This window comes from Coleofasciculus sp. FACHB-542, from assembly GCF_014695825.1.
Taxonomy (GTDB): domain Bacteria; phylum Cyanobacteriota; class Cyanobacteriia; order Cyanobacteriales; family FACHB-T130; genus FACHB-T130.
The window spans coordinates 1-23,970 of the sequence record NZ_JACJPB010000060.1; the positions used below are offsets into that span (position 1 = coordinate 1).

At 47.8% G+C, this 23,970-nt stretch carries 20 protein-coding genes and 1 tRNA gene; 9 read left to right on the plus strand and 12 right to left on the minus strand.

Annotated elements, in window-relative coordinates:
* The coding region (locus H6F52_RS24590; protein WP_190531097.1) for a transposase at window positions 1-170 on the plus strand (170 nt) is incomplete at its 5' end.
* A 193-nt stretch (window positions 171-363) separates the two neighbouring features.
* Here H6F52_RS24590 and H6F52_RS24595 read toward each other — a convergent pair.
* The 4 genes from H6F52_RS24595 to H6F52_RS24610 all read right to left on the minus strand — a co-directional run bounded on the left by H6F52_RS24595 (window position 364) and on the right by H6F52_RS24610 (window position 5,688).
* Window positions 364-1,215, minus strand: a complete 852-nt coding sequence (locus H6F52_RS24595) for an ABC transporter permease (protein ID WP_190528883.1) — start codon at window positions 1,213-1,215, stop codon at window positions 364-366.
* A 301-nt stretch (window positions 1,216-1,516) separates the two neighbouring features.
* Window positions 1,517-3,283 carry a bifunctional serine/threonine-protein kinase/formylglycine-generating enzyme family protein gene (locus H6F52_RS24600; protein WP_190537036.1) on the minus strand — a complete coding sequence of 589 codons (1,767 nt, stop codon included), beginning with the start codon at window positions 3,281-3,283 and terminating at the stop codon, window positions 1,517-1,519.
* 317 nt (window positions 3,284-3,600) lie between these two features.
* Window positions 3,601-4,461, minus strand: coding sequence for an ABC transporter permease (locus H6F52_RS24605; RefSeq protein ID WP_190432150.1), 861 nt, complete (start codon window positions 4,459-4,461; stop codon window positions 3,601-3,603).
* A gap of 189 nt (window positions 4,462-4,650) precedes the next feature.
* The gene (locus tag H6F52_RS24610) at window positions 4,651-5,688 is read right to left on the minus strand and encodes a spermidine/putrescine ABC transporter substrate-binding protein (RefSeq protein WP_190415041.1); all 1,038 of its coding nucleotides are present in this window, start codon (window positions 5,686-5,688) and stop codon (window positions 4,651-4,653) included.
* Between the two features lie 335 nt (window positions 5,689-6,023).
* Here H6F52_RS24610 and H6F52_RS24615 point away from each other — a divergent pair, with 335 nt between their 5' ends.
* On the plus strand, window positions 6,024-6,224 hold the full coding sequence (locus tag H6F52_RS24615) for a hypothetical protein (RefSeq protein ID WP_190414965.1): 201 nt from the start codon (window positions 6,024-6,026) through the stop codon (window positions 6,222-6,224).
* A gap of 92 nt (window positions 6,225-6,316) precedes the next feature.
* Here the strand turns inward: H6F52_RS24615 and H6F52_RS24620 are convergent, their stop codons facing one another.
* Window positions 6,317-7,444 (minus strand): ABC transporter ATP-binding protein, encoded by a 1,128-nt coding sequence (locus H6F52_RS24620; RefSeq protein WP_190414964.1) that lies wholly within the window; start codon window positions 7,442-7,444, stop codon window positions 6,317-6,319.
* A 408-nt stretch (window positions 7,445-7,852) separates the two neighbouring features.
* Between H6F52_RS24620 and mrdA the strand changes: the two genes are divergently transcribed.
* The gene (mrdA, locus tag H6F52_RS24625; protein WP_190414963.1) at window positions 7,853-9,649 is read left to right on the plus strand and encodes a penicillin-binding protein 2; all 1,797 of its coding nucleotides are present in this window, start codon (window positions 7,853-7,855) and stop codon (window positions 9,647-9,649) included.
* 96 nt (window positions 9,650-9,745) lie between these two features.
* Here mrdA and H6F52_RS24630 read toward each other — a convergent pair whose 3' ends face one another.
* Together H6F52_RS24630 and H6F52_RS24635 are read right to left on the minus strand one after the other, a co-directional pair.
* Window positions 9,746-11,143, minus strand: a complete 1,398-nt coding sequence (locus H6F52_RS24630; RefSeq protein ID WP_190414962.1) for a DUF4335 domain-containing protein — start codon at window positions 11,141-11,143, stop codon at window positions 9,746-9,748.
* A gap of 204 nt (window positions 11,144-11,347) precedes the next feature.
* Window positions 11,348-11,974, minus strand: coding sequence for a DUF3038 domain-containing protein (locus H6F52_RS24635; protein WP_190414961.1), 627 nt, complete (start codon window positions 11,972-11,974; stop codon window positions 11,348-11,350).
* 399 nt (window positions 11,975-12,373) lie between these two features.
* Here H6F52_RS24635 and H6F52_RS24640 point away from each other — a divergent pair, with 399 nt between their 5' ends.
* From H6F52_RS24640 to H6F52_RS24655, 4 genes are all read left to right on the plus strand, one after another.
* Window positions 12,374-12,886, plus strand: coding sequence for an adenine phosphoribosyltransferase (locus H6F52_RS24640; RefSeq protein WP_190426067.1), 513 nt, complete (start codon window positions 12,374-12,376; stop codon window positions 12,884-12,886).
* 108 nt (window positions 12,887-12,994) lie between these two features.
* Window positions 12,995-14,056, plus strand: coding sequence for an ABC transporter permease (locus tag H6F52_RS24645; protein ID WP_190537037.1), 1,062 nt, complete (start codon window positions 12,995-12,997; stop codon window positions 14,054-14,056).
* 69 nt (window positions 14,057-14,125) lie between these two features.
* Window positions 14,126-14,419, plus strand: coding sequence for a hypothetical protein (locus H6F52_RS24650; RefSeq protein WP_190431952.1), 294 nt, complete (start codon window positions 14,126-14,128; stop codon window positions 14,417-14,419).
* A 179-nt stretch (window positions 14,420-14,598) separates the two neighbouring features.
* Window positions 14,599-14,982 (plus strand): low temperature-induced protein, encoded by a 384-nt coding sequence (locus tag H6F52_RS24655; protein ID WP_190414957.1) that lies wholly within the window; start codon window positions 14,599-14,601, stop codon window positions 14,980-14,982.
* 189 nt (window positions 14,983-15,171) lie between these two features.
* Here the strand turns inward: H6F52_RS24655 and H6F52_RS24660 are convergent, their stop codons facing one another.
* Window positions 15,172-15,522: a hypothetical protein gene (locus tag H6F52_RS24660; protein ID WP_347276250.1), complete on the minus strand. Its 351-nt coding sequence runs from the start codon at window positions 15,520-15,522 to the stop codon at window positions 15,172-15,174.
* A gap of 257 nt (window positions 15,523-15,779) precedes the next feature.
* Between H6F52_RS24660 and H6F52_RS24665 the strand changes: the two genes are divergently transcribed.
* Together H6F52_RS24665 and H6F52_RS24670 are read left to right on the plus strand one after the other, a co-directional pair.
* Window positions 15,780-16,340 (plus strand): alpha-ketoglutarate-dependent dioxygenase AlkB, encoded by a 561-nt coding sequence (locus H6F52_RS24665; RefSeq protein ID WP_242029133.1) that lies wholly within the window; start codon window positions 15,780-15,782, stop codon window positions 16,338-16,340.
* 12 nt (window positions 16,341-16,352) lie between these two features.
* The gene (locus H6F52_RS24670; RefSeq protein WP_190430125.1) at window positions 16,353-17,249 is read left to right on the plus strand and encodes a hypothetical protein; all 897 of its coding nucleotides are present in this window, start codon (window positions 16,353-16,355) and stop codon (window positions 17,247-17,249) included.
* Between the two features lie 413 nt (window positions 17,250-17,662).
* Here H6F52_RS24670 and H6F52_RS24680 read toward each other — a convergent pair.
* The 4 genes from H6F52_RS24680 to H6F52_RS24695 form a co-directional block, all read right to left on the minus strand.
* Window positions 17,663-17,733, minus strand: a tRNA-Gly gene (locus tag H6F52_RS24680).
* Window positions 17,734-17,813: 80 nt separating this feature from the next.
* Window positions 17,814-19,031, minus strand: a complete 1,218-nt coding sequence (locus tag H6F52_RS24685) for a hypothetical protein (RefSeq protein WP_190537038.1) — start codon at window positions 19,029-19,031, stop codon at window positions 17,814-17,816.
* A 43-nt stretch (window positions 19,032-19,074) separates the two neighbouring features.
* Window positions 19,075-19,755, minus strand: a complete 681-nt coding sequence (gene modB / locus H6F52_RS24690; RefSeq protein WP_190414953.1) for a molybdate ABC transporter permease subunit — start codon at window positions 19,753-19,755, stop codon at window positions 19,075-19,077.
* Between the two features lie 5 nt (window positions 19,756-19,760).
* Window positions 19,761-23,525, minus strand: coding sequence for a response regulator (locus tag H6F52_RS24695; protein WP_190537039.1), 3,765 nt, complete (start codon window positions 23,523-23,525; stop codon window positions 19,761-19,763).
* Window positions 23,526-23,970: the final 445 nt, after the last annotated feature.

The following is a 23,970-nucleotide window of genomic DNA, read 5'->3' on the forward strand; positions in this document are numbered from 1 at the left end:
TTTGGCTCCCCCCTTATTCACCCGAACTCAACTTAATTGAAATCTTATGGAAGTTTATGAAATATGAATGGATAGAGATAGAGGCTTATCGGGACTGGAAAAGTTTAGTAAAGTATGTCAAAAATGTGCTAAAAAAAGTCGGGACCGAATATGTAATTAATTTTGCTTAAGCACTTAGTATTAATTAAATAATGAAAATATGTGCATTTTTTTAAAGCAAATTAACTTTCCATTATGAAGAATTAAATTTAAGTTTATTGAATAATTTTACCAACAAATAGCTTAACTTATGACAATTTTTTGTTCATTGTTAAATTTTAAAATCCCGAAATAAGATGCAGCGACATCTCTACAAATTCAAAGCTATTTAAAGCGTTTTTGTTCGCTGCGGTAGCGGAGCAATTCAGCAACAAAAGCGACAAAACCTGACACAATCATCAGCATCACGCTGAGAGCGTTGATATCCGGTTTAACGCCAGTGCGGATGCGGCTAAAGATTTCTAGGGGTAATGTTGTGGCACCCGTACCGGCAGTGAAGCTAGCAATGAGAAAGTCGTCCATGCTGAGGACAAAAGCTAACAGGCAACCGGAAATAATTGCTGGCATTAATTCTGGAAGCAACACCTGGATAAAAGCTTGTACTGGCGTCGCTCCTAAATCGAGGGCAGCTTCTTCTAAATGGGGGTTTAAACCGCTAATTCGAGAAGAAACCACCAAGGCGACGTAGGCAAGACAAAAGACGACATGAGCTGCCACAATTGTCCACAAGCTCAACGGCATACCAATAACGGCTAAAAATACCAGCGTGGCAACAGCGATCGCAATATCGGGAATAATCAGCGGCAGGTAAGAAACGCCGCGATACAAGGTTTTCCCCGGAAAGGTATAACGGGCTAAACCAACTGCCATTATGGTGCCTAAGACGGCAGCGATCGCTACTGCACACAAAGCCACGGTTAAGCTATTTTGCAGCGCCGTCAGGACGCGGGTGTCCTGAAACAGCTTCAGATACCATTTGAGGGTGAATCCTTCCCAACCGGCGCTATAGGTAGATTCGTTAAAACTATAAAACGTCAGTACCAGAATGGGCAGGTACATATAAAAGAACATCAGCAGTGTGAAAATAACCTGCCAAGAAATACGAGGTTTATCCTGGGACTTCAACATAATCTCTAAAGGGATTTCCTCCTGCTGATGGCTGACGGTGCCTGTCATTCAATTTCACCATTTGTCGGATTTGCGATGCTGAACAGAGCAGCCACTTCGCTACACGCTCTATGCCAACTTTCTTCACTTTACTGGATGCGATCGCGTGTTTGGAAGAGTGCGATCGCGTCTCAAGTCTTATTGTCTCCGTAAAATTTTGATTTTTTGGTATTATTTTATACTGCGTTCTCGTGGGTTAGGGTTATACTTATAGAATGGGAATCTGTGCGTTCAGGTAAATTTATTGCTACGAACCGCGAAGACGCAAAGAGCGCTAAGCAAGAGGGGAAGAGAGTAAAGGCTAAAGAATCTACGCCGACGAACAGACAACCCGAAATCCGAAGAAGTTGAATCTGTCGCCCGTATGATTGTCGTAGCGGCTAGCACAACGGCAGTAATCAGGATTAAACATCCACGAACCTCCGCGTAGCAGCCGGAAAGAATTATTTCCGCCAGATTCCCACGCACTCCCATCAGCAGGCGCACCATGATAATTTTCATGCCAAACATCAGCACACCATTCCAAAACGTTGCCGTGCATATCGTATAGTCCAAAGGCGTTCGGTGGATAACTCCCTACTTCCGTTGTCTGGTGACGATGATGTCCTTTTGGTGCGTAGGCGTAAGTAGAATTTCCGTTGTAGTTCGCTAAATCAGTAGTAATTGTGTCGCCAAAGTGGAATGGTGTATTTGTTCCTGCACGACAAGCATATTCCCATTGGGTTTCACTGGGTAAACGATAGCTCTTGCCAGTTTTTTTCGACAGCCGCGCACAAAATTCTACAGCATCCTCCCAAGATAAGTTTTCTACGGGTCGATTTGTACCTACATATTGAAAGTCAGAGGGATTAGGTTGCATCACTCGCTTGATTGTTGGCAGATTTGCTACTGCTTCCCACTGCGCTTGAGTAATAGTGAATTTCCCCATAAAAAACGGTGCTATAGTTACTTGATGTTGCGGACTTTCTCTACTACTTCGCCCCTTTTCCGTGCCTGGAGAACCTATACGGAAAGTACCACCGGGAATTTCTACCATTTCTAGAGTTACTCCACTGCCTAAGTCTTCAGAGAAATATGTGGCTTGCATTTGACGTCGGTTAGTTTCCCTTCCGTAGGCGTTTACTGTCACCACATCAAAATCAAACGTTTTTAGCGGTGAAGTTAGGGGAATATTCAGATTTGTTGACGCTACAGATGATTTTTGCGGAGTTAATGCATTTATTACGTCTTCAGCTGATTGATACCGCCGTTTCGCACCTCTTTGGATCATCTTATCTAAGACGCTACGCAACTCATCGCTTAGAGGATTTTGTAAGTAACTCTGCCAAACCCAAGCATCCTCATCAGTATCAAATAACTCTAAAGGCCCAACATTAGTTAGCAAATGAATGCAGGTGACGCCCAAACTATATAAATCGCTGGCAAAAACTCCTTTCCCGACTGCTTGTTCTGGTGCAATATATCGAAAGTCACCAATTACTGTCCCAGTTCTAGCTAATGCGGTTCCTGTCGCAAATTTAGCTGCACCAAAATCTACTAACACCAGTTGATTATCAACCTGACGACGAATGATATTCTCTGGCTTAATATCTCGGTGAATTACCTGCTTACTATGCACAAATTCTAAGACGCGCAGCAAGTCTGCCAACAAGCTGCGAATTTCGGTTTCGCTAAAAGCGCCTTGTTGTTCTAATATATGGGCTAAGTTCTGTCCGTTGATAAATTGTTGCACCAAATATTGACGGTTTTCTTCCTCAAAATGGGCTAACAATTCCGGAATCTGCGGATGATTGCCTAATTCTTCTAGCCGTACAGCTTCTTGATGGAATAACTCTGCTGCTTTATTAGCTGTATCCGTACCCTGTTGTATCGGAAAAAATTGCTTAATTACACAAGCTGGTTTGGACGGTTTGGCTTCATCAATTGCCCGAAAAGTCCTACCAAAACCGCCTTTTCCAAGTGGTGCCAAAGCCCGGTAACGCCCTAAAAGTACCAGCTTCGTCCCGCAGTTTTTACAAAATTTGTCATTGTGGGAGTTTTGGCACTTCTGACAGGCGGGATTTAAGCAATAACTCATAAATAATTGGAAACTTGATTTAGCGTAGATTGGGTTAAGGTAAGGAAATCCAACCCCTCTAAACAATTTGATGAGGTTCGTTCCTCAACCCAACTTACAGTTATTCCATACAGTGAATTAGTCAGCGCTTACTGACCAATCAATCATTATTAAATTCAAAAAATACTTTATATGGGCGCACAGATTGCCATTATATAAAACTAGCACTTGCGCCAATACTTGTCTAGTACCTATGGCAAATATTTAACAGAAATTTTAGAGATTTTCTGAAAATAATGGTGCGTTACGCTATTGCCAACGCACCTTCTATATAAGCCTTATTTTTGCGGTGTGCTATCGCCGTATTTAATTAAAAGCGCGATCGCTATACTGACGGCAAAAATTAATACCATACTCAAAGACGAGCCAAATCCCCAATTCTGAGTTGCGCCTAAAAACTGGTTATAAATCAAGCGAGATATCGTCATACTGGAGGCACCGCCCAGCAATTCCGGATCGACAAAATCCCCTAATGTGCTAATAAATACGAGCAAAGAACCCGCAGCAATTCCTGGTAGCGTTTGCGGGACAGTCACTTTCCAAAAAGTGTCAATCGGATTTGCCCCCAAATCCGCAGATGCCTCTAGCAACCGCCGATCCAGTTTTTCTACAGAAGCGTAAAGAATTAACACCATGTAAGGCAAATAGCTGTACCCCATCCCAATAAATACGGCTGAACTCTGGTTCAGCAACTCCAAAGCCGGAAGTCCTAAAGTCGTTAACATCGTGTTCAGGACACCCGTAGGACGCAAGATTGTAATCCAGGCGTAAGAACGCAGCAGCGATGATGTCCATAAAGGCAAGACAAAGCCTAGCAGCAGCAAATTTCGCCACTGTTTCGGTGCCATTTGACCAATCCAGTAGGCAACCGGGAATCCGAGTAAAAGACAAACGATTGTAGTGCCAATTGCAAAGAATAGCGATCGCCCGATTACCTGCAAGTAAACTGGTTGAAACACCAGCGTATAATTATCCAAACCGCTGGGATTCACCACATCCCCAGGCCGGATTCCTGGCACTAAACTCAGCTGAAAAATCACCAGCGTTGGCAGCACTAGCAACAAACCCAACCAGATACCAGCAGGACCCAGCAGCGCCATTGGTTCCAACCACTTCAAGCCTGGGCGTCTGCTGCCCATTAGCACTGGCGATTCTATTCCATCAGAGGAAGTGGGATTGGGGATAGAGGGAGGGGAAGTTGGGGTAGACACGACAGAAAAGAGTTTTGAGTTTTGAGTTTTGAGTTTTGAGTTAGTAATGAAAGATGATTGATATGAAGTATCAATTATTGCTTCAATTCATCATTCAAAACTCAAGATTATTTAATGTTAGCTGCTCGTCAACCGAGTCCAATAGGATTCATAAACTTCGGCAACTTTTCCAAGCGGCGCAACGCCTTCACATTGGGCAAGTACCGCCTCTGCGGGAAATAAAATCTGATTGTTACGGATTTCATCAGGTAGCTGATTGTAGCCAGCTTGATTGGGTGTCGCGAAACTTAAACGTTCGCAAATCTGAGCGGCGACATCAGGTTGAAGCATAAAGTTGATCCAGGCATAAGCTCCTTCTGGATTGGGAGCTGTTATCGGAACGACCAGTGTGTCAGTCCACACCGAAGAACCACTCCGAGGAATTAGATATTGTAAGTTTTTGTTTTCTGGAATAATTTCATTGGCATCGGATGAAAATCCCATTGCCAGCAGCAAATCCCCAGTTAAAATTTGAGTTCTCCAGGCATCAGAGGTGAAAGAAGCGAGGGCCGGTTTGAGCGCCATTAACTTTTCATACGCCTGTTTAATCTGCTGCGGGTCTTTTGAGTTGTAAGAGTACCCCAGCATTTTCAACACCGCACCCATTACTTCCCGAACATCATTCAGCAAGGTCATCCTTCGAGAAAGTGCCTGCTGATTGTCCCAGAGATAATTCCAATCTGCTGGTGGTTGCTTCAGCTTCTGGGTGTTGTAAATGAGACCCGTTGTTCCCCAACTCAGAGGTATGCTGTAGCGGTTTTCTGGGTCATAGACGGGATTCTGGAAGCGGGGAAACAACCGATCCAAACCTACCACGCGGGAGCGATCGATTTCACTGAGCAAGCCCAGTTCCACCATCTTCCTCACCGTATAGTCAGATGGGTAAATAATGCTGTAGTCCCCGCCTCCCAATGCTTGAATCCTGGCTAGCATCGCTTCGTTGGAATCATAGACATCAGCAATGACCTTGATTCCAGTCTCTTTGGTAAAGCGTTTTAACAAATCCTCATCGGTATAGCCAGCCCAAGTGTAGAGATACAATAACTTGTTGTTGGATGCATCAGAGTTGGCGGGTGCCGAGCGCACTTGGGCAAGCGTCCAGCCGCAACCAGACATTGCCAGTCCGAGGGTAGCAGCAGCTGACGTTTGTAAAAACCTACGTCGTGTTGAGTGTTGTGGGTTCGTCCGTTGAGCAGTTGGAGGCACGGGATTCAGCAAAATTGCACGTCAATCGTCAAAATTTAGAAGAGGAAATTAAAAACTATCAAGGTGATTTTTTAGTTTTAATTTTTAATTTCTAATTTCTCTTTAACAGTATCTTACAGATTGCTCTATAAGGAGCGGCTCACCTAGTTTGGGCGTCAGTATTTTGACAGGCAAACATTGGATTTGTAGGGGTTTCTCAAATTTCCAGTCGTCATCCTGACTTTGAGGAGATAGCCCCGGAGTGATTGAATCGGTCGCTGAGTCAATTTGTCAAGTTCTGGGGGAAAGGAGCGCAAAATCAGTGCAGCAAAGGGCTGGCAGTCATCGATGGGAATGAATACTTTTTAATGTTTGGTGGTAGCCGGAAGCGATCGCTTCCGGCGTCTCTAGCCAACGACCAATGGGTTGACCGGGTTCCCCGAAAGCAAGCGATCGCACTGGTCTGACCATGAGATTCTAACGCTTGTTGAAACTGCATTCAGCCCGGTCGCTGCTGGGAATGTCGGGAGACGTACGGGTAACGATCGCTGCATTGGCTCTAGGCATTCATTGCCAGACAATCGGTAGCTGCCCAGTGAGCATAGATAGGAGTATGCAAGGCAGGCTCAATTCCCACAGTATTCATCTGCCGAACCGTTAAGCGATCGCCTGAAAGTAACTCCACCACATAATGAACATGAGTTCCCATGTACATCACGTGCTTCAGACGACCTTCAAAGCAGTTGATTGGCATCGCTGGCGGATAGAGACTTAGCTGAATCTTCTCTGGACGAACGCATACCACAACCTCCTGGACACCAATCTCATCCCAAGGCTCTAACGGCTGCACCACAACTGGCAAACCGCTTTTGGTGACAACTTTGAGCGTTGAGTAGTCAGAAGCTTCAATCCGCCCCTCAAATAGATTGGTATCCCCAATGAAATCCGCCACAAATGGTGTTTTGGGATGCTCGTAGATTTCAGTAGGCGAACCAATTTGCTCAATCTTGCCCCCACGCATGACTGCAATCCGGTCGGAGAGACTTAGCGCTTCCTCCTGGTCGTGCGTCACCATTACAAACGTCAAACCGAGGTCTTGATGTAAATTGGATAATTCCACCTGCATTTGTTTACGCAGCTTCAAATCCAATGCCCCCAAGGGTTCATCCAGCAAAACCACCGCTGGACGATTCACTAGCGCCCGCGCTAAAGCCACTCGTTGCTGCTGTCCCCCAGAAAGCTGGGAAGGAAAGCGGTTAGCATAGGTTTCCATTTTGACCAGCTTCAGCGCTTCTTGCACTCGTTCGGCAATTTCGGTCCTGGGTCGCTTTTTAATCCGCAATCCGAAAGCAATATTTTCCCAAACGCTCAAATGGCTAAACAAAGCATAGCTCTGAAAGACGGTGTTCACCGGACGCCGGTGGGGCGGGACATGGTTCATCGTCTGCCCCTGAATCAGCACCTCTCCTGCCGAGGGAGTTTCAAACCCAGCCATTAAGCGCAAAGTTGTGGTCTTGCCACAGCCAGAGGGGCCTAAAATACTGAAAAATTCTCCTCGGTGGATCTCCAGATCAACCCCCCGGACTGCTGTTTCTCCATTGAATACCTTAAAAACCTTGCGGAGTTCCACATCCAGTTCATTTGTAGTCTCCGGAGAGCGTTGTTCTGCTAAAGAAGTTTGAGACATAGTTGATGATTCCCAGTGGCGATGCCCCACAGAGGTTTGAATTGCTCAACACACGCCGTCGCGTCTGTTTTGTGAAGGCTGAGCCGGTGATGCTTGGTTGAGCGTTGTTGGTTGAGCGTTGATTGCTAACTTTGGTTTATTTTAGCTGTCGGACTCAGTCCGATTGCGATTCGCTTAAAAATTTGCCATTCTTTGATTCGTTGAACCTGAAAAAGTACATGACAAAGTACAAGTGATTCCCGCTCTGTGCTGGATGCTATTTCCACGGCACCCATTTTCAGGACACCTCCAGTTCATCTTATTGAAGTGTGACGGTACACTATGTAGGAGCAATCCCTCTGTGAATTGCCGCCCACTCAAAATACCTTTTGTTTCCCTGTTTAGAGCCAATTTATTCAGCCTCCTGCTATGACCTTAATCGCTCGGTCTTCCTCAATTGGGCGTCAATCCACCCCCCGAACTGTGGGCCGACGTCTCCAATCTGTAATTATCATGTTGCTCGTTACCTTACTCTTGGCGGGTGGGATTGGCGCTCGTTTAGTTTTTTTACAAGTGGTTCAGGGGGAACGTAACCGACAGCTGGCAGAAAACAATCGGATTCGTTTGATTCCCAAACAGCCAGCCCGAGGCACCATTTTCGACCGCAAGGGAAGAGTTTTGGCGAGCAGTCGGCTGTCTCACTCGGTTTTTTTGTGGCCCATCGCCCGCAAGCAGAAGGATTGGCCTGCTACCCTCAGCCGCCTTTCGGAACTGTTAAATGTTCCTGAGAAAGAAATTCAAAAGCAACTAGAAAAAGCCGGTTATACCTCGACCTCGCTGTTACGAATTGCTCGTGACATCAATCCTGCCCAAATTACGGCACTTGAAGAGTACAGGAGCCAACTAGAGGGCGTAGAGGTGGATATTGAAGGGGTACGAAACTACCCCAACGCTGAGGTGGGCGCTCACGTCTTAGGGTATACGGGGGAAATGAACGATGAAGAGCTAGCCAAGATGAAAGATCAAGGCTACCGCTTGGGTGATGTGATTGGTCAGATGGGTGTGGAGGCAGCTTTTGAAAAACCGCTACGGGGAGAATGGGGCGGTCAACAAGTTGAGGTAGATGGTGCGGGTCAAGTGCTGCGGATTCTTGGTCAGAAAAAGGCGAAGGCTGGGAAGGATGTGCAGTTAACGCTGGATCTGGATTTGCAGAAGGCTGCGGAGCGGGCATTGGGCGATCGCAAGGGCGCAATCGTGGCAATGGACCCCAACAATGGGGCAATTTTGGCAATGGTCAGCCGCCCAGGCTTCGATCCCAACGTTTTCTCTAAGCGGATCACCCCAGAAACTTGGAAGAAAGTACAAAGTAAGGGCAACCCCTTCGTCAACCGCGCTTTAAGAGTCTTTCCACCAGCGAGTACCTTCAAGATTGTCACGGCTAGCGCTGCGATTGAATCGGGTAAATATTCTCCGAATACGGTATTAGCAACCTATCCTTACTTAACCGTCGGTGGGATTCGGTTTGGGGAATGGAACCATGCTGGATTTGGCCCCTTGGGATTTGTTGGGGCGCTAGCGATGAGTAGCGATACTTTCTTTTATCAGATTGGTAAAGGAATAGGTGGTCCCACCTTGATTGACTGGACTCGGAAGTATGGCTTTGGTCAAAAAACGGGGATTGAGTTAGCTTCAGAAGAATTGCCGGGGTTGGTTGCGGATGCAGCCTGGAAGGAGAAGCGATTGAAGCAGGAATGGACTATCGGAGACACGGTGAATATGTCCATTGGTCAGGGCTTCTTACAAACGACGCCGCTACAAGTTGCCGTGATGTTTGCGGTTCCGGCAAATGGTGGCTATCGAGTTAAACCCCACCTGCTCAAAGATAATGAGGCGTCCAAAAACTGGCGAGAGTCCTTGAATATGAAACCAGAAACGCTAAGGGTGGTGCGCCAAGGACTCCGGAGCGTTGTGACTAGCGGCACTGGAAAAGCGGTGAATGCGCCAACGCTACCCCCGGTTGCCGGGAAGAGTGGTACGGCAGAGGCTCCACCAGGACTGTCTCACGCCTGGTTTGGTGCCTATGCGCCTGCGGACAAGCCAAAGATTGTGGTTGTGGCGTTTGCGGAACATTCTGGAGGCGGCGGCGGTAAGGTAGCAGCCCCAATGGTGTTAAAAGTTTTGGAGGCTTATTTTCAGGTCAAGAAACCTGTTAAACCCGTTAAGTAAATTGTGAGGGGTTAGTTGTTAGTGTTTAGAGGAAAGGCTAACAACTGACTCCTCACAACTGACTCCTCACAACTGGTTCCTGACTATTGACTGCTCTCAATTTCTCTGCAACGACCTAACTTCGATGGTGCCGTTGGGTGCGAACACCACTCTGAATTGGGCGAGGGGTTCCTGTGGGACAGCGTCTGGCGAGTTGCTCGGCTGGAAGAGTTTAGGCAGGGGAGTTTCATCCTCGTAATCAAAAGCTGGTTGATTCTGTGGCTCGTAATCGGCGACGACACCGTCTTTGTTTACGGCGACACGGTATTGTAAGCTCCGTGGAAAACTGGGAGTGGCTTGCCAATTTTGCTTGAGTTGTTCGGAAAGCCGAGCTTCTAAACTCTCTATCTGAGCTGAGTCGGTAATTTCTGGACCGAGGCTGGGCTTTTCTTTATACCCATACCAGGGGCTAACTTGCGGGACGCCTCGCCTAGTAAATACCACCCGGAACTGAGCAAGCGGTTCTTTGCTGATGTCGCTACCAGTGGCAGGGATATAGAGCAATTCTGGGAGCGGAGTTTCTTCTAAGCGATCGCGTGCGGCTGAGTTAACTGGCTTGTAACCCACCACAGCTCCGTCTTTCCCTACGCCCACCCGATAAACTAAGTCTTGCCGAAACTGGCGGCGGGTCGTCCACTTCTGATAAATGTTGTTTTGCAGTTTCCGTTGTAAGAAGTACAACTGGGTGGGATCGGTCAGCTCTGGTGCTGCTGTCACCAGGGTTTCCAAGTCGGTAGCTTCAGCGCTAGATGACGTGGGGCTTGCTGTCGGCTGCTCGGACGAGACAGGGCTAGCAGGCGTCGTTAAGCTGTTGGGCTGGGGCAAGGGATCTTTGAGGTTCTTGACTTCGGGAGGGGGAACCCTAGAAAACGCGATCGCTGCCAACGCCAAACTCGTGACCCCAACTGCTGCTGGTGCGGCGCGTTGTGCCACCGGCACTTCAGCTTTCGCATAGCGCTTCGGAACTGGCGCGATTGACAGCATGATGTCTGGCAGCGTGCGACCATCAGCTAGGAACTGATCCACCGCCTCCACCAAATCAAACAGCTGTACCGTCGTGATATCAACTTGCCTCGCTTGGAGGGTTGTGGCTGTCCCACTGGATGCGCCACTATGAGTCGAGTCTCCACCACTTCCCGGCGACTCAACAATTAACCGATGCAGATGGGCATCTATTTTCTGAAACTGCACTAAACTCGGCTTGTCTTTCAGACTATGGGAGTGAGGCACCCCACTCAAGAATTCTTGAGCATAGTTGCTGGCTGCTGTCACCAGGCTTTCAAAAAAGTCACGTCCTCCCGTTAATGGCTTCTCCTTACCCGCAAAATGGCACTCAGCATTAACCAGGATAGACATTAAGGGTCGGGTGTCCACCTGACCAGCAGCTGTAGCATCGCTTAACCCTTCTAGGATCAGCGTGCAGTTAGGCAGACTGTACGGACGGCGAATAGTCATTTTCAGTTGGTGATTGGTAATTGGTAACTGGTAATTCGGGGAAAAACTAATAGGTAATTGGGAATTGGTAACTGGTAATTCGGGAAAAGTTTTAAGTTTTGAGGATTGAGTTTTTAAGTTAAGAACTTTCTTCTCGTCTCAAAACGCAACATCAATGCTCATCACTCTTATTCTTGATTACCGATTACTCCTTTTCTATGAAAGTTACACTTCTCCATCAAAAAGGCTGCTCCAAAATCTTTGCATTCCAGACGTTCCCGTACAAAATAGCAGCTCGCTTAACAGCTCAATAGCCAGATTGTTTAACTTCTCATCAGAGTTATAGGCGGCGACACCAGCGCGTCGTGGATTCATTCGGCTCCGGAAGTGAGCGCGGAACCTTTCTAAATACTCAGACAAGCGAAAATGATGTTCTAATGGCACCTGCTTGTCACGCAGTTGTTGATAAGCCAGTAGCAGCTGCCGGATCAACACGGTTAACCGCCGTGCTAGATGGCAGACTAGGATCACCATCGCTTTGGCTTCATCCAGGGTTAGCAAACGGCGTGTATAAGATCGTCGTAGCGGGTTGCTGCTTCGGATTCGCCAAAGGTGTACCCGATTTTTGATAATTCCCTGGAGTTCCAAATCCTTCGCCACTGTCAGCATTGCTTCAGACCCTCCCAATTCCAGGGCTTCTATTGCTAGTAGCATCAGGTCAATTTGTAGCCGAGTTCGACGCGGACACCCACTTGACGACGAAATCGGTGGGTCAGGGAGATTGTCTAAAATCAGCGGCATTGACTCTCGTGGAGGACTGTTTAATGGCATTACGCTCACAGAAAGATTCATTCCAAATAGCAGGACAGTTGAACTGGTTGATGGCTCGCACGGGCTACAACGAATTGCATATGGAAATCAATGACTTTTGACGGTTACATTTGTGTCCATCTGCTATCCGATTATTTATATGCCCAGCTGGATTTTACTAAAATCAGGGTGTCGCGATCGGGATTGAAGCTTCGGGCAAGTGGATGATTTTGGAGGTGGTTGTACTTGAATCATATAGATACGACTACTCACACGCCTCAATAGCTGCCCGCTGGCTCTTGAGTGTTAGGAATGCTCCAAAACCGTGCAGCCTTCTAGTGTACGATTTTCCAGGTATATCCTTGCACATCCGGGGTATATCTTGCCTCTGTGATGCAACGGATACCGAGTTTACCTACAACCCTCTTTTTACGAGCTGCTATGGATCTCAAGTCTCTGATACGCGACATTGCAGACTTTCCTAAACCAGGAATTCTGTTTCGGGATATAACGACGCTACTGCGAGATCCGGAAGGACTGCGCTACACCATTGAAACCTTAACCGAAAAGTGCGCCCAGTTGTCTCCAGAGTACGTCGTTGGAATGGAGTCGCGGGGTTTTATTATTGGGGCACCTCTGGCATACAAACTGGGAGTTGGGTTTATCCCCGTCCGGAAGCCTGGAAAGTTACCAGGTGCCGTTCACACGGTTGAGTATGAATTAGAGTACGGGATGGATCGCCTAGAGATGCATCAAGATGCTCTACATCCCGGAAGCCGTGTTTTGATTGTGGACGATCTGATCGCGACGGGTGGAACGGCAACGGCAACGGCTGAGCTGGTACAGAAAATTGGCTGCACCTTAGTAGGATTTGGATTTATCATCGAGCTAAGAGATTTAGGTGGGCGTCAACGACTTCCTGATGTGCCGATTGTGACGCTGGTTGAATATTAGGGAGCAACTGCTCATGGCTAATCGCTAATCTCTAATGGAAAACCAGCTATTAAACAATTAGCGATTAGCAAGTTACAAAAATTTTGGCGATATGGGATTCTATATTTCATGACTTCTACTAGAAATTCTTCAGGTCACAATGGGTTAACGGCTAGTTTGAATTGGCTCAAAAGGCTGGTCACGAGTGAAACTTTTCTCTACGTGGCGAAACGGCTATTACAAGCAATTTTAACTTTGTTTCTAGCCTCGACGCTGAGTTTTGCAATTAGTCAGATGGCTCCGGGAGATTATTTAGATACTTTGAGGCAGAATCCCAAAATTTCCCCGGAACGAATTGAGGAACTCAGGCAACAGTTTGGTTTGGATAAACCAGCGATTGAACAGTACCGACGGTGGCTGTGGCAGATTTTGCGCTATGGCAATTTTGGTACGAGTTTTGTCTATCAGCGTTCGGTGTCATCGCTGTTGTGGGAGCGTATCCAAGCGACATTAGAACTCGCGATCGCATCGGTGATTCTGACGTGGGCGATCGCGATTCCACTGGGGATCGTCGGTGCGGTTAACCAAAATCGCGCTAGCGATCGCCTCCTGCAAGTGCTGAGCTACGCCGGACAAGGGTTTCCCAGCTTCATCACGGCGCTAGTGTTGCTAATTTTCGCCCAGTACACTTCACCCCTATTTCCAGTTGGTGGCAGAACCAGCATCAATCACGCTGATTTATCCTGGTTCGGCAAAATTTTGGATATCGGTTGGCACATGATTTTACCCACCCTAGCGCTGAGTGTCACCAGTTTTGCAGGTTTGCAGCGAATTACCCGGGGAGAATTACTCGATGTTCTCCGCCAAGACTATATCCAGACAGCTCGTGCCAAGGGACTCCCCGAAGACCGGGTGATTTATGTTCATGCCCTCCGCAATGCGATTAATCCCCTAATAACGCTCTTAGGATTTGAGTTTGCCAGTTTGTTAAGTGGGGCATTTATTGCCGAATTTTTCTTCAATTGGCCGGGATTAGGACGGTTGATTTTACAGGCAGTTACTATCCAAGACATTTACTTAGTCATGGCAAGTTTAATTATGGGAGCGGTGATGCTGATTGTCGGCAATCTTATCGCTGATTTGTTGCTAAAAGTAGCCGATCCGAGAATTAAGTTGGAAAATCTTAAATGAGGAAATGGCTAATGGTTTCTTCCCGTCCAATTCTCAATTACGGATTAGCCTATTATCTTTGCATTTTCTATGTTTTCCCAAGTCTATTACCTAATTCGTTCGAGAGCTGATGGTCAATATCTTTTAGCTCAACCCGATACAAGTTCTTCAACCAGTAGCTCTGGCTATTTGTTGATGTTTGGCGAACATTTTGATGCCCTAAGCTATCTCAACGCCCATGCTCCAGATGTTAGCGATCGCTTTGCTGTCGAGTCTATCTCTGGAAACCAAGTAAAAGGGTTGCTGCAACGCTGGGGGTTTAAGGGAATTGGGATGGTTGAAGACCCACTATTACCCAAAATTCAGTTTTTATCGCCGAGTTAAGCCAAATTATTGACTTCTATTGCCTTTTCTAAAGATTTATTGCAAGTATACCTAGGTACAGATGTCAGAAGCTCCAAAATTTGAGCAAATAAGAGAGGTCGTTCAGGCAGTTGTTTCGTCTGATCCGATCAACAAATCTTAATAGTGCTAATTTCGACAAATTAGGAGAGAGGGACTCTATGAAATCGATCCGTTTCAACCTGTCTGCTTGGGTACGTCCAGTGCGTATGGCGATCGCTGCTTGTTTTTGCGCTTTACTATTGTTCAGCTATGCAACTCCAGCCTACAGCAGCACAAAAACCCCCGCAGGATATAGCGGCACCAACAGTCGCCCCGGAGACGGAGAAGCCAATCTGACGAAGATTGAAGAGAAATCACAAAAGGCGGTTCTGAAAGACCCCTATTCGCTTAAAGAGACTCAGAAGGAAGCCAGCCAGGGTCTGAATGAAATTCAAGGAGCCGCTGATGCTGACAAGATGAGTACCAACGAAAACTCGCAAGGCGTCCAATCAGTTGAACAAAAAGTTCAGAAGGCGCTGGAAGGCATTACAGGCAAAGACTAAGGAGCCAGTATTTGCTCAAGAGTGAGCGCCCTAGTATCTGCTGAGTGCGGATGCAGGGTCTCATCATCAGGGCAACTCCGCAGGGGTTGTTCTTGATTTTATGTAGGGCAGGCAGGAGTCTGCCTTGTTTTTTTAGGCTGGCGATGCTGAAACGCTGGCTCGTTGGAGCGTGTAACGGCAATAAATGCCCTAGAACTGGAGTTCTCCTGTGGTTTGCGGTCTACGTTCAGTCTTCAAGGCGTGGATATGGGTAAATTTCCATGCATCCTGAACGCTGACAACAATGAATCCTAAAGCCTCTAGGTCAGTTTGGAATTGAGGGCGATCGCTAAATCTTGAAGTTGCTTCGATAATATGAAGCTGACCATCCAGTTTCAGAGTGCGGTTCGCCTCCCGCAGGTAATCGGTGAAGTTCGCTCCCATCAGTGACAGGCAGAAAATCGCTACATCAAGCCTTTGATCGTCAAGGGGAACATGAGCCATGTCGCATGTAAACTGTATGGCGATCTGAAACCGCCTCAGCCAGCTTTGCCTCACCACAACCGAAGTCGCTGATAGTGTAGCCGCTACGTTGTTGGCACCGAAGCGTAGGCTGTGCGGCTTTTCCCTAGTGGAGCCTATTCAACGATAAAGAAGGGTGAAAACAAAATACTGTTACTGTTATGATGGCAAGATAAATAGCAAAGTATAAAATATTTTTTGCAGGTTAAGGAAGTATGAGGATTTCTAATTACAACCAGCTCAGTTTGTGGGATGAGCCTAAAACCGACAGGATAACATCCCCTGAGTTATTGTGTATGCCTGATGCAGAAGTAACTTTATATTGCAATTTTTTTGATAAAAATGAAAGCGATAAACTTTACTCGCAATTATACAAAGAAATTCATTGGAGGCAAGAAAAAATAAAATTGTATGGCAAAGAGTTGAATATACCAAGGCTCACAGCTTGGCATGGAGATAGTGGCAAGTCATACACTTACTCGAAGATACCAATGTCTCCTGAACCGTGGACACCCACCTTGTTTTTAATAAAGTCACGGATAGAAAGCTTAGCAGGCATAAGTTTCAACAGCGTTCTCCTCAACTTATACCGCAACGGGAATGATAGTGTAGCTTGGCATAGTGATGATGAACCTGAACTTGGCGAAGAACCTGTAATTGGGTCTGTTAGCTTTGGAGGTACTAGGCGTTTTATGTTCAGGCATAAAGTCGCAAAGGAGCAAGTTGAAGTAGAACTGACACATGGCAGCCTTCTTGTTATGCAGGGAACAACACAACAATTTTGGCAACATCAAATACCTAAAACATCGAAGCGGGTCGAGCCTAGAATAAATCTTACTTTCAGAGTAATCCACTAGCTCGCCAACAATATGTACGATTTAATTCTAGAGGAACTCTATCGCTCAAAGGGCATTACTGATGAAAATGAAAAATTGAATTATCTGAGGCAATTGCAACCATATGTTAGAAATCTGCGGTCTAGCTACACCACCGCTGGACAGCAAGTAACAGCGAGTTATCTAGACCACAACCCCCAAGCAGCTTATCTCATAGCATATTATCCTCACTACTACCAAATTGTTTATAGTCTGCTTAAAGATTTGGCTGCCAGAAAGGTTGTACTACCTTTTAACTCAACAGAAGTGCAAGCTTGCTTTTTTGGAGCAGGACCAGCACCAGAAATTTTAGGCTGGTTAGCTTACATGAGGGACAAATTTTCAGGTGTTCAAAATGCGATAGCCAATACTTTTGATATTGCTGCTAATGATTGGGAATTTAGCCGCAATATTACTAAAAATATAGTTCCTAAAGGTTGGAAACCTCCTCGCAAATTTCAACTAAATAGTGAAAATAAAAACCTTGATCTTATTGATTCCAATTGCATGGAGCCAATAACTGATGTAATTAACAAGACGCATTTATTTGTAATGCAAAACTGCATGAATGAGTTTACAACAAACAAAACTGAGATAATCAATAATATTATTTACCTTATTGAGGAAATGCCTTCTGGCAGCATATTAGCAATAGCAGACTTGATAAACTATCCTCAAGTTAATATATTAATGGATTCAATAGAGAATCGTATTACATGCCAAGGTTTAGCGACGCTGGTGCGAAGAAGGCAAGAAGGCGTTATTGAGTTTCGTTCTAAGCAAGCTGATAACTTGCCGGAAATGATTAGAAATAACCTTCTTACAGGTGAGGATGGGCTAAAGCCAAAAGAAAAAGTAAGATTTCAGTATTTAGCTGTTCAAAAAAAATAAATTTCATTTCTAGTTAGAATAGGCGATCTCCTTATTGCCTTTAGCAGTAAATTTAGGCAATACCAAATCTGGTACGAGCCTTGAGTTCTGGGTGAAGCAAGCCAACACACCAAAAGCACCACGTATAATCCAACTTCAAAAATGGTGTGTGTGAAGTGAAGCTATCGCGTAATGGCATCAGCTTTGCCGATAATATAACTGTAAAGTTCAGACTCTCTTTCTTGGCTAATTAGAGGTTGACGAGATTCCGGTACCCAGATGAGATGGTAGTAGGTGCGCCAAAATGCCATTAATTTAAAAATTTGGATTGGAAGTGGCGATCGGGCAGATTAGTGCCTGAAAATAAATTTCCGGCTCAAAGCGACATTAATTTGACAACGACGACAAATAATGTGGCAATCGACAACTGGAAAAGCGGGTGGCGAGAATCGAACTCGCATCATCAGCTTGGAAGGCTGAGGTTTTACCACTAAACTACACCCGCAAATTGAGGTATGGTCAAACCATAACTAGATTACTATACCACAATTTTTCATAGCTTGAGTAGGGGAGGCGTGCATTTTTTCACTGGGAGAGAGGAGAAACTCGGATAGAGACTTCCAGCAAGCTGTCAACGGCTCCACCTCCCATGTAAGCAGGTTGAAACCTCCAGCCTTGAATTAGCTCATTGACAAACTGCGAATCGTTTAAATTTCCGCTTCCTTGCAGCACTCGCTGAACTGACGGTTTGCCCGTGTTATCAATCAACAATAAAACTTCCAAGACGATAGGCTGGTCGGGAGCTTGCCCAGTTAGCAGCGGATAATCAAGGTCGGGAATTTGTTTCTGCTGTTGCTGCGGTACGGCTAATTGGTTCGGCTCATCAGTGCCAGCGTTACCAGAGCGGACATTGAATAAAGTTGCCACAACGCCTCTACCTTGGGCTGCGGGCGCTGCGGGTGCGGGCGATGGTGCGCTTTGTGCCTCCTCAGCAGGCGGTGCGGGTGCAATGGGAGCTAGAGCTGGTGGGGCTGGGCTTGCCTGTACGGGAGGAGCTGGCGGAGGGGTGACAGGAGCTGGGGATGGTTCGACGGGTTGGGACGATGATGGCTGCGGTTGAGATGGCGGTGCAGGTGCGGGGGTTCCTGCATCATGGGAGGATGACCCCAAGGGACGACCCGTTTCAGGGGGTTGCTGCGGCACCAATGGCGGGCGCGGAGCAGGTGTAGGGATGATGGGTCTGGTCGCAACAACATCAGAGTTCGGCTGCTGTCTTTGCGGGGTAGAAGGCGAGTTAGCGGTAGGGTTTTGCGCTTGAGGGAAAGGATTGAGACGGATTCTGAAAGAGCGTTGAATTCTCGGTTGAGAATTTACAGGAGGATTTTCTTGCGGCTGCGCGGGTATTGGCTGCTGTACAGGGCTTCTACCTGGAACGTTAAAATTGCGATCGCTCTCTTGTCTTTGTTGGGGAGTTGCCGCTTGTGGCTCTAACCTCTCTTCGGAATAGGGAACGGAGGTAATTAGCTCAACAGGAACGGGTTCCGTAGCCACATCGACGCTGGCAGATCCCATGATTACCCGCTGCAACATCCACATCCCCAATACATGGACAATTACAGAAATTAGAGTGTAAATACTCCACAGCGTGGATGATGTAGACCGATTCCGGGCATCGACTCGCTGCTGGGAGGCGATCGCATCTGGCTTCTCTAAGGGAGGTGGAGCTGATGCACTAACGAGATGTAAGTGCCGAGTCGGAGGACTCTGAGCCGGATCGTTGGGGCGCTGGTTTGGTAGTGCCATTCTCAAAACTTGAAGGACTCTTATTGTTAGAAACAGTAGACGTTCACCTGAATCCGCTACGTTCCAGAAAATTTGTCAGAAAAAGAATGAACAGAGACAGCGAACTGAGAATAACCACCAAAATCAAGGCGGTGTTGTCGCGTCCCGACTGAACGGCTTCGTAGATTGCCATTGGCATCGTTTGCGTGACACCGGGAATATTCCCCGCAATCATTAAAGTTGCGCCAAATTCCCCTAAAGCGCGGGCAAAACTGAGGACAATTCCTGCAAGGATACCTTTCCAGGCTAAAGGCAACCAAACCCGCCAAAGTATTTGTCCATTCGATTGACCCAAGGTAGCAGCGGCTTGTAAGTAAACGGGGTCAACACTTTCTAAAGCTGCCTTTGTCGTTTTTACCATCAGCGGTAACGCCATAATGCTTGCCGCTAAGACTGCGCCTTGCCAGGTAAAAATGGGCGTCCAACCAGTCGCTTCGTAGAGAGGGCGTCCGATTAACCCCTGGCGTCCAAAGAGAACCAGCAGATAAAATCCCACCACCGTCGGCGGCAAAATTAGGGGCAGCGTGACGATGGCATCCACCCAGTTTCGACCGGGAAAGCGGTAACGTGCCAACAGGTAGCCCAGCAGTCCCCCTGCGATCGCAACAAAGACGGTGGAAATCAGCGCCACCCACAACGATAAGCGCAAAGCGGAGAACAGTGCTGAGGACTGAGGACTCAGCACTTTATTCAGTCCCCAGCACTTTCTTTAAGTTCAACCGCAAAGGTGAGAACGGTCTCATCGATGCCTTTGAGCTTGAGTGGGCTGCACTTGGTCATTTCCTGCTCGTCCAGGTAATCGGCAACGGCAGCAGAAACCAGGATGCAATTCGGCTCCGCTGCTTCTTGAAGGCGAGAGGCAATATTCACGCTAGGGCCGATAGCCGTGTAATCCGACCGTTGATTGCCTCCGAACATTCCCACCACGGCAGTTCCTTGGTGAATGCCGCAGCGGAACTGGACGGGTGCGCGATCGCTCGTGCCAACAATGCCTGCCTCCAACCATTTCTGGTTGAGTTGCTCCAAAGAAGCGTGCATTTGTCGCGCCGCACCGATCGCCCGTCGTACCTGCTCGTTGGGTGTCAGTTCCTCTGGGGCACCAAACAGCGCTAAAATTGCGTCCCCCATAAACTTATCCACCGTGCCACCGTTATCAAACACGGCTTTGGTCATTGCCTCCAGGTATTCATTCAGCAACTCAGCCACGCGTCGCGCTCGCAAGGTATTTGCCAAACTGGTAAAACCCACGATGTCGCTAAATAAAACCGTAACCAACCTAGGTTCTGGACTCAAATCCAGCTTCAGTTCGCCTTTTGCCGCCTTCTGCACCATCGTTGGAGGTAAAAAGCGCTTCAGCACCGACTCAGTCAGGTAAGAATTCAGCTCCACCACCCGGCGCTCATTTTCCTTGAGTGCTAGCAAATTGTGGACTAACGCTAACAATTCCCGGTCGTTAAATGGCTTAGCCAGATAAGCATCGGCTCCCCTCTCAGTGCCTTCAATCCGAGTATCTTCGTCTACTTTGGCGGTGAGCAAAATAATCGGCGTTCCCTTGAGTTCTGGGTTTTCTCGGAGCATCCGAATCATATCCAAACCGGACACAAAGGGCATCATCAAATCCGTCACGATCAGATCGGGTCGCCTTTCCTTAGCGACGGCGAATCCTTCGTTGCCGTTGCGAGCCATGCAAACTTGATAGCCATCATTTAGCAAAATCCGAGACACATAAGCTCGTAAATCTGGATTGTCGTCCACCACTAAAACGGTGTGAATGACGGAGGAATTGACGCTGGAGGCGGATAGTGGTTGCGACTCCGTAGGTAGTGAATTCGGAGAAGATGCTGCTTCATCCTGTCTCAAAAGTTCCCAGTCTCCAGTTTCTTCTTCCACCTCCAAATCTGCCAATTCCACAGCAGCGCGATTGGATTGGACTTCAGTTGGCACTTCCAACACCTGATCCAGCGGTAGGTGCGCGGTTCCAGTTTGCAGCCAAACGGTAAAGGTGCTGCCTTCTCGGTAAACCGACTCGACAGAAATTTGACCGCCGTGGAGTTCCACCAATTCTTTCACCAGCGCTAAACCCAAGCCACTGCCTTCATAGGAGCGGTTGACTGACCCTTCCGCTTGACGGAAGCGCTCGAACAGATGGGGGATTTGTTCCGGGCGAATGCCAATGCCAGTGTCTGAAACCTGGATTCGGACGTGATCTCCAGCGGGTTGCACTAGCACGGCTATCGTACCTCCCGCTTCGGTAAATTTCATAGCATTAGATAAAAGGTTGTAGAGTACCTTGTCAAATCTTTCTAAATCTAAATAAACTGGCTGACAGGGTTTCATTTCGAGTGTCAGCTGCAAGCCTTTTTTCTCGCAGTAGGGGCGAAAAGCTTCGACAATGGTTTCGATAAATTCTACTAAGTTACAAGGACGGAAACTGGCTTGCATTCGACCGGCGTCGAGTCGTTGGATATCCAGCAGTTGATTGACCAGTCGCAGTAAGCGGCGGGAGTTGCGTAGGGCGATCGCAGCTTGATCGTAGGGCATATCCTGATGCTGATTGACCGCTGACTCTAGCGGCCCTAGCATCAGAGTCAGCGGCGTGCGAAATTCGTGAGAAACGTTCTGGAAAAACTCGGTTTTCTGCCGGTCTAATTCCAGTAACCGCTCCGCCTGCTGCCGAGTTTTTTGATACAGTCGGGACTGCGTGACTGCGATCGCTGCCTGTGCTGCCACCGCCTGCGCTAATTCAACCTCTGAAGCGTGCCAGCGGCGAGGTCGGTTCGTTTGGCGCAAGGTAATGCTACCAATAATCTGACCATCGGAGAGTAACGGTACCACCAACAGCGCCCGCGCCGGACTCCGCAGCGGGAGATCGAACCCGTTCATTTCGGGGTTCCGATCCAGATCGTGGACTGCCACGGGGTTTTGTGTATTTAGCAGCTCTTGCAACACCGGATTTCCGGCAATTGGGACAACCGAGTGGGGTAATTGAGGATTCTTCGCTTGCAGCGAAGTATGATTGCCGAGATGCGGAGCTAATTGCATTTTGGTGACAAATGCTTCGCTTGTACGGTCGAAAATCGGGTCCTCGCTCACCGATGTATCCAGCACCAGGCTTTCTGCCCCGTCATACAAGCCCACGCATTGAACAAACTCATCCTCTCTCCGCCACAGCGACAGGGCACAGCCATCCACTTGCAAGGCTTGTCCCAACTGTTGCGTAATTGCTGCAAAGATGTCCTGCGGGTCAAGGCTAGAGCGGATTGCCGTTGTAATCGTATTGACAAGTGCCTCTCTTTGTGCTAGTCGAGAAACCTGTTCGTAAGCCCGCGCCTGGGAAAGAGCCAGAGCCGCTTGATCCGCCACCATCACCACCAACTGAATCTCATCATCCTGCCAGACGCGCGGCTGTCCGCACTGGTGCAGCGCCAGAACTGCCATCAATTCCAGTTGGCAATACAGCGGCACCACCAAGCTAGAGTGGATATCCGCCTGTCGCATTGCCTCTAGGCGTTGCCTAATTACAGGGGTATCGCCTGGAAGTCGCTCATCCGTTTCGACATCATTAATGACTTCTACATCGTGCGTTTCCCACACCAACTGGCTGAGAACTGAGGACTGAAGACTCAAGACTGAGTGGGGATCTTCATTGTGCTGCCCAGTCTCGCTCTCTCCCAAAGAAGACTCAGGGAGCAAAACTGAAGACGGAGCCGTATATTCTAGTGACTCCTGACTCCCGCCTTCTTCCTCCGTCCTCTGTCCTGCCGTTCTCTGTCCTGACGATGGACTCAGTTCGGAAATGATGAGTCCTGAGGATTGCCGCTTGCCTTTTGCCTCTTGTCGTTGATAAATGAATCCTTCATCTGCCATCCCGTCCTCCTGGAAGGGACGCAAAATGCACACGCTGACCTCCAGCATATGACCCACGGTTTCCACAATCGTCTGGAGGACTTGCTGAAGGGGCGAACCGCCCCGCCGGTACTGGGCGTTGCGAATGGTATTCGTGACTGTATTGAGCAGCGATTCGCGGCGCAGCGTCCGGCACAGTTCCTCAGTCCGAACCTTCAAAACGTTGTGGGTATCCATTGCCTGCTGCACCAGCGCTTTTAGCTCAGCTGCATCCCAGGGTTTGGTGACGTACTTGAAGACCTTTCCGGCATTGATGGCTTCCACCAAATCTTCCACATCGGTGTAACCCGTCAAAATAATCCGGATAATATCTGGGTACTGGGTGGCGGTGAGGCTGAGAAATTCTGTGCCGCTCATCAGGGGCATCCGCTGATCCGAGATGATCACGGCAACATCCCCCTCATGCGCCAGAATCTCCAGCGCCGCAGGGCCGTTATCTGCCCTGAGTACCTTATATTCTCGATGAAAAGTGCGATAGAGCAGGTCGAGGTTATCGGGTTCGTCATCGACGACCAGAATTTTGGGCTTTTTACTGGCTTGGGATTTCATGCCCCGCTCTCCTGCTGTAGTATGGTGCAGCTCATGCCTACGCCCATGCAAATGCAAAACAGTCTCCATTTCATGCACAGATTATTCCAGCGATTGAGATGGAAAAGCAGATGGGAGATAAAGATAGACGCTCCCTATCCAAGCTACTATCCGCATCCCACTGTTTCCGAATCCGGAAGCTGTGGAAATTGCCTGGTTGCACCCTAATTAATCTTAATTTTTCAGTTTCAGTACTGCTGTACCTTCTGGTGTCGATTTTCGAGAAACACCCCGGTTCTGGCTCATGCTCCCCGCTCCCCTTGCGGGGAAGCCTTGGTCCTACCCAACAGCGGTTCCTGAGAAATCGGGGTAGGGTGTAGGCAATGCTTATGGTCGTCAGACGACTGACAACGAACCTACCCAGTTCAATAACTTTTTGGGGAGAAAATGCACTTGTCACTTACTT

Excerpts from the sequence above, each read along its gene's own strand:
- H6F52_RS24595 (WP_190528883.1), bottom strand. The coding sequence starts at position 1,215 with ATGACAGGCACCGTCAGCCATCAGCAGGAGGAAATCCCTTTAGAGATT.
- H6F52_RS24600 (WP_190537036.1), bottom strand. The coding sequence starts at position 3,283 with ATGAGTTATTGCTTAAATCCCGCCTGTCAGAAGTGCCAAAACTCCCAC.
- H6F52_RS24605 (WP_190432150.1), bottom strand. The coding sequence starts at position 4,461 with ATGGGCAGCAGACGCCCAGGCTTGAAGTGGTTGGAACCAATGGCGCTG.
- H6F52_RS24610 (WP_190415041.1), bottom strand. The coding sequence starts at position 5,688 with ATGTCTGGTTGCGGCTGGACGCTTGCCCAAGTGCGCTCGGCACCCGCC.
- H6F52_RS24620 (WP_190414964.1), bottom strand. The coding sequence starts at position 7,444 with ATGTCTCAAACTTCTTTAGCAGAACAACGCTCTCCGGAGACTACAAAT.
- mrdA (WP_190414963.1), top strand. The coding sequence starts at position 7,853 with ATGACCTTAATCGCTCGGTCTTCCTCAATTGGGCGTCAATCCACCCCC.
- H6F52_RS24630 (WP_190414962.1), bottom strand. The coding sequence starts at position 11,143 with ATGACTATTCGCCGTCCGTACAGTCTGCCTAACTGCACGCTGATCCTA.
- H6F52_RS24635 (WP_190414961.1), bottom strand. The coding sequence starts at position 11,974 with ATGAATCTTTCTGTGAGCGTAATGCCATTAAACAGTCCTCCACGAGAG.
- H6F52_RS24640 (WP_190426067.1), top strand. The coding sequence starts at position 12,374 with ATGGATCTCAAGTCTCTGATACGCGACATTGCAGACTTTCCTAAACCA.
- H6F52_RS24645 (WP_190537037.1), top strand. The coding sequence starts at position 12,995 with ATGACTTCTACTAGAAATTCTTCAGGTCACAATGGGTTAACGGCTAGT.
- H6F52_RS24650 (WP_190431952.1), top strand. The coding sequence starts at position 14,126 with ATGTTTTCCCAAGTCTATTACCTAATTCGTTCGAGAGCTGATGGTCAA.
- H6F52_RS24655 (WP_190414957.1), top strand. The coding sequence starts at position 14,599 with ATGAAATCGATCCGTTTCAACCTGTCTGCTTGGGTACGTCCAGTGCGT.
- H6F52_RS24665 (WP_242029133.1), top strand. The coding sequence starts at position 15,780 with ATGCCTGATGCAGAAGTAACTTTATATTGCAATTTTTTTGATAAAAAT.
- H6F52_RS24670 (WP_190430125.1), top strand. The coding sequence starts at position 16,353 with ATGTACGATTTAATTCTAGAGGAACTCTATCGCTCAAAGGGCATTACT.
- H6F52_RS24685 (WP_190537038.1), bottom strand. The coding sequence starts at position 19,031 with ATGGCACTACCAAACCAGCGCCCCAACGATCCGGCTCAGAGTCCTCCG.
- H6F52_RS24695 (WP_190537039.1), bottom strand. The coding sequence starts at position 23,525 with ATGAAATCCCAAGCCAGTAAAAAGCCCAAAATTCTGGTCGTCGATGAC.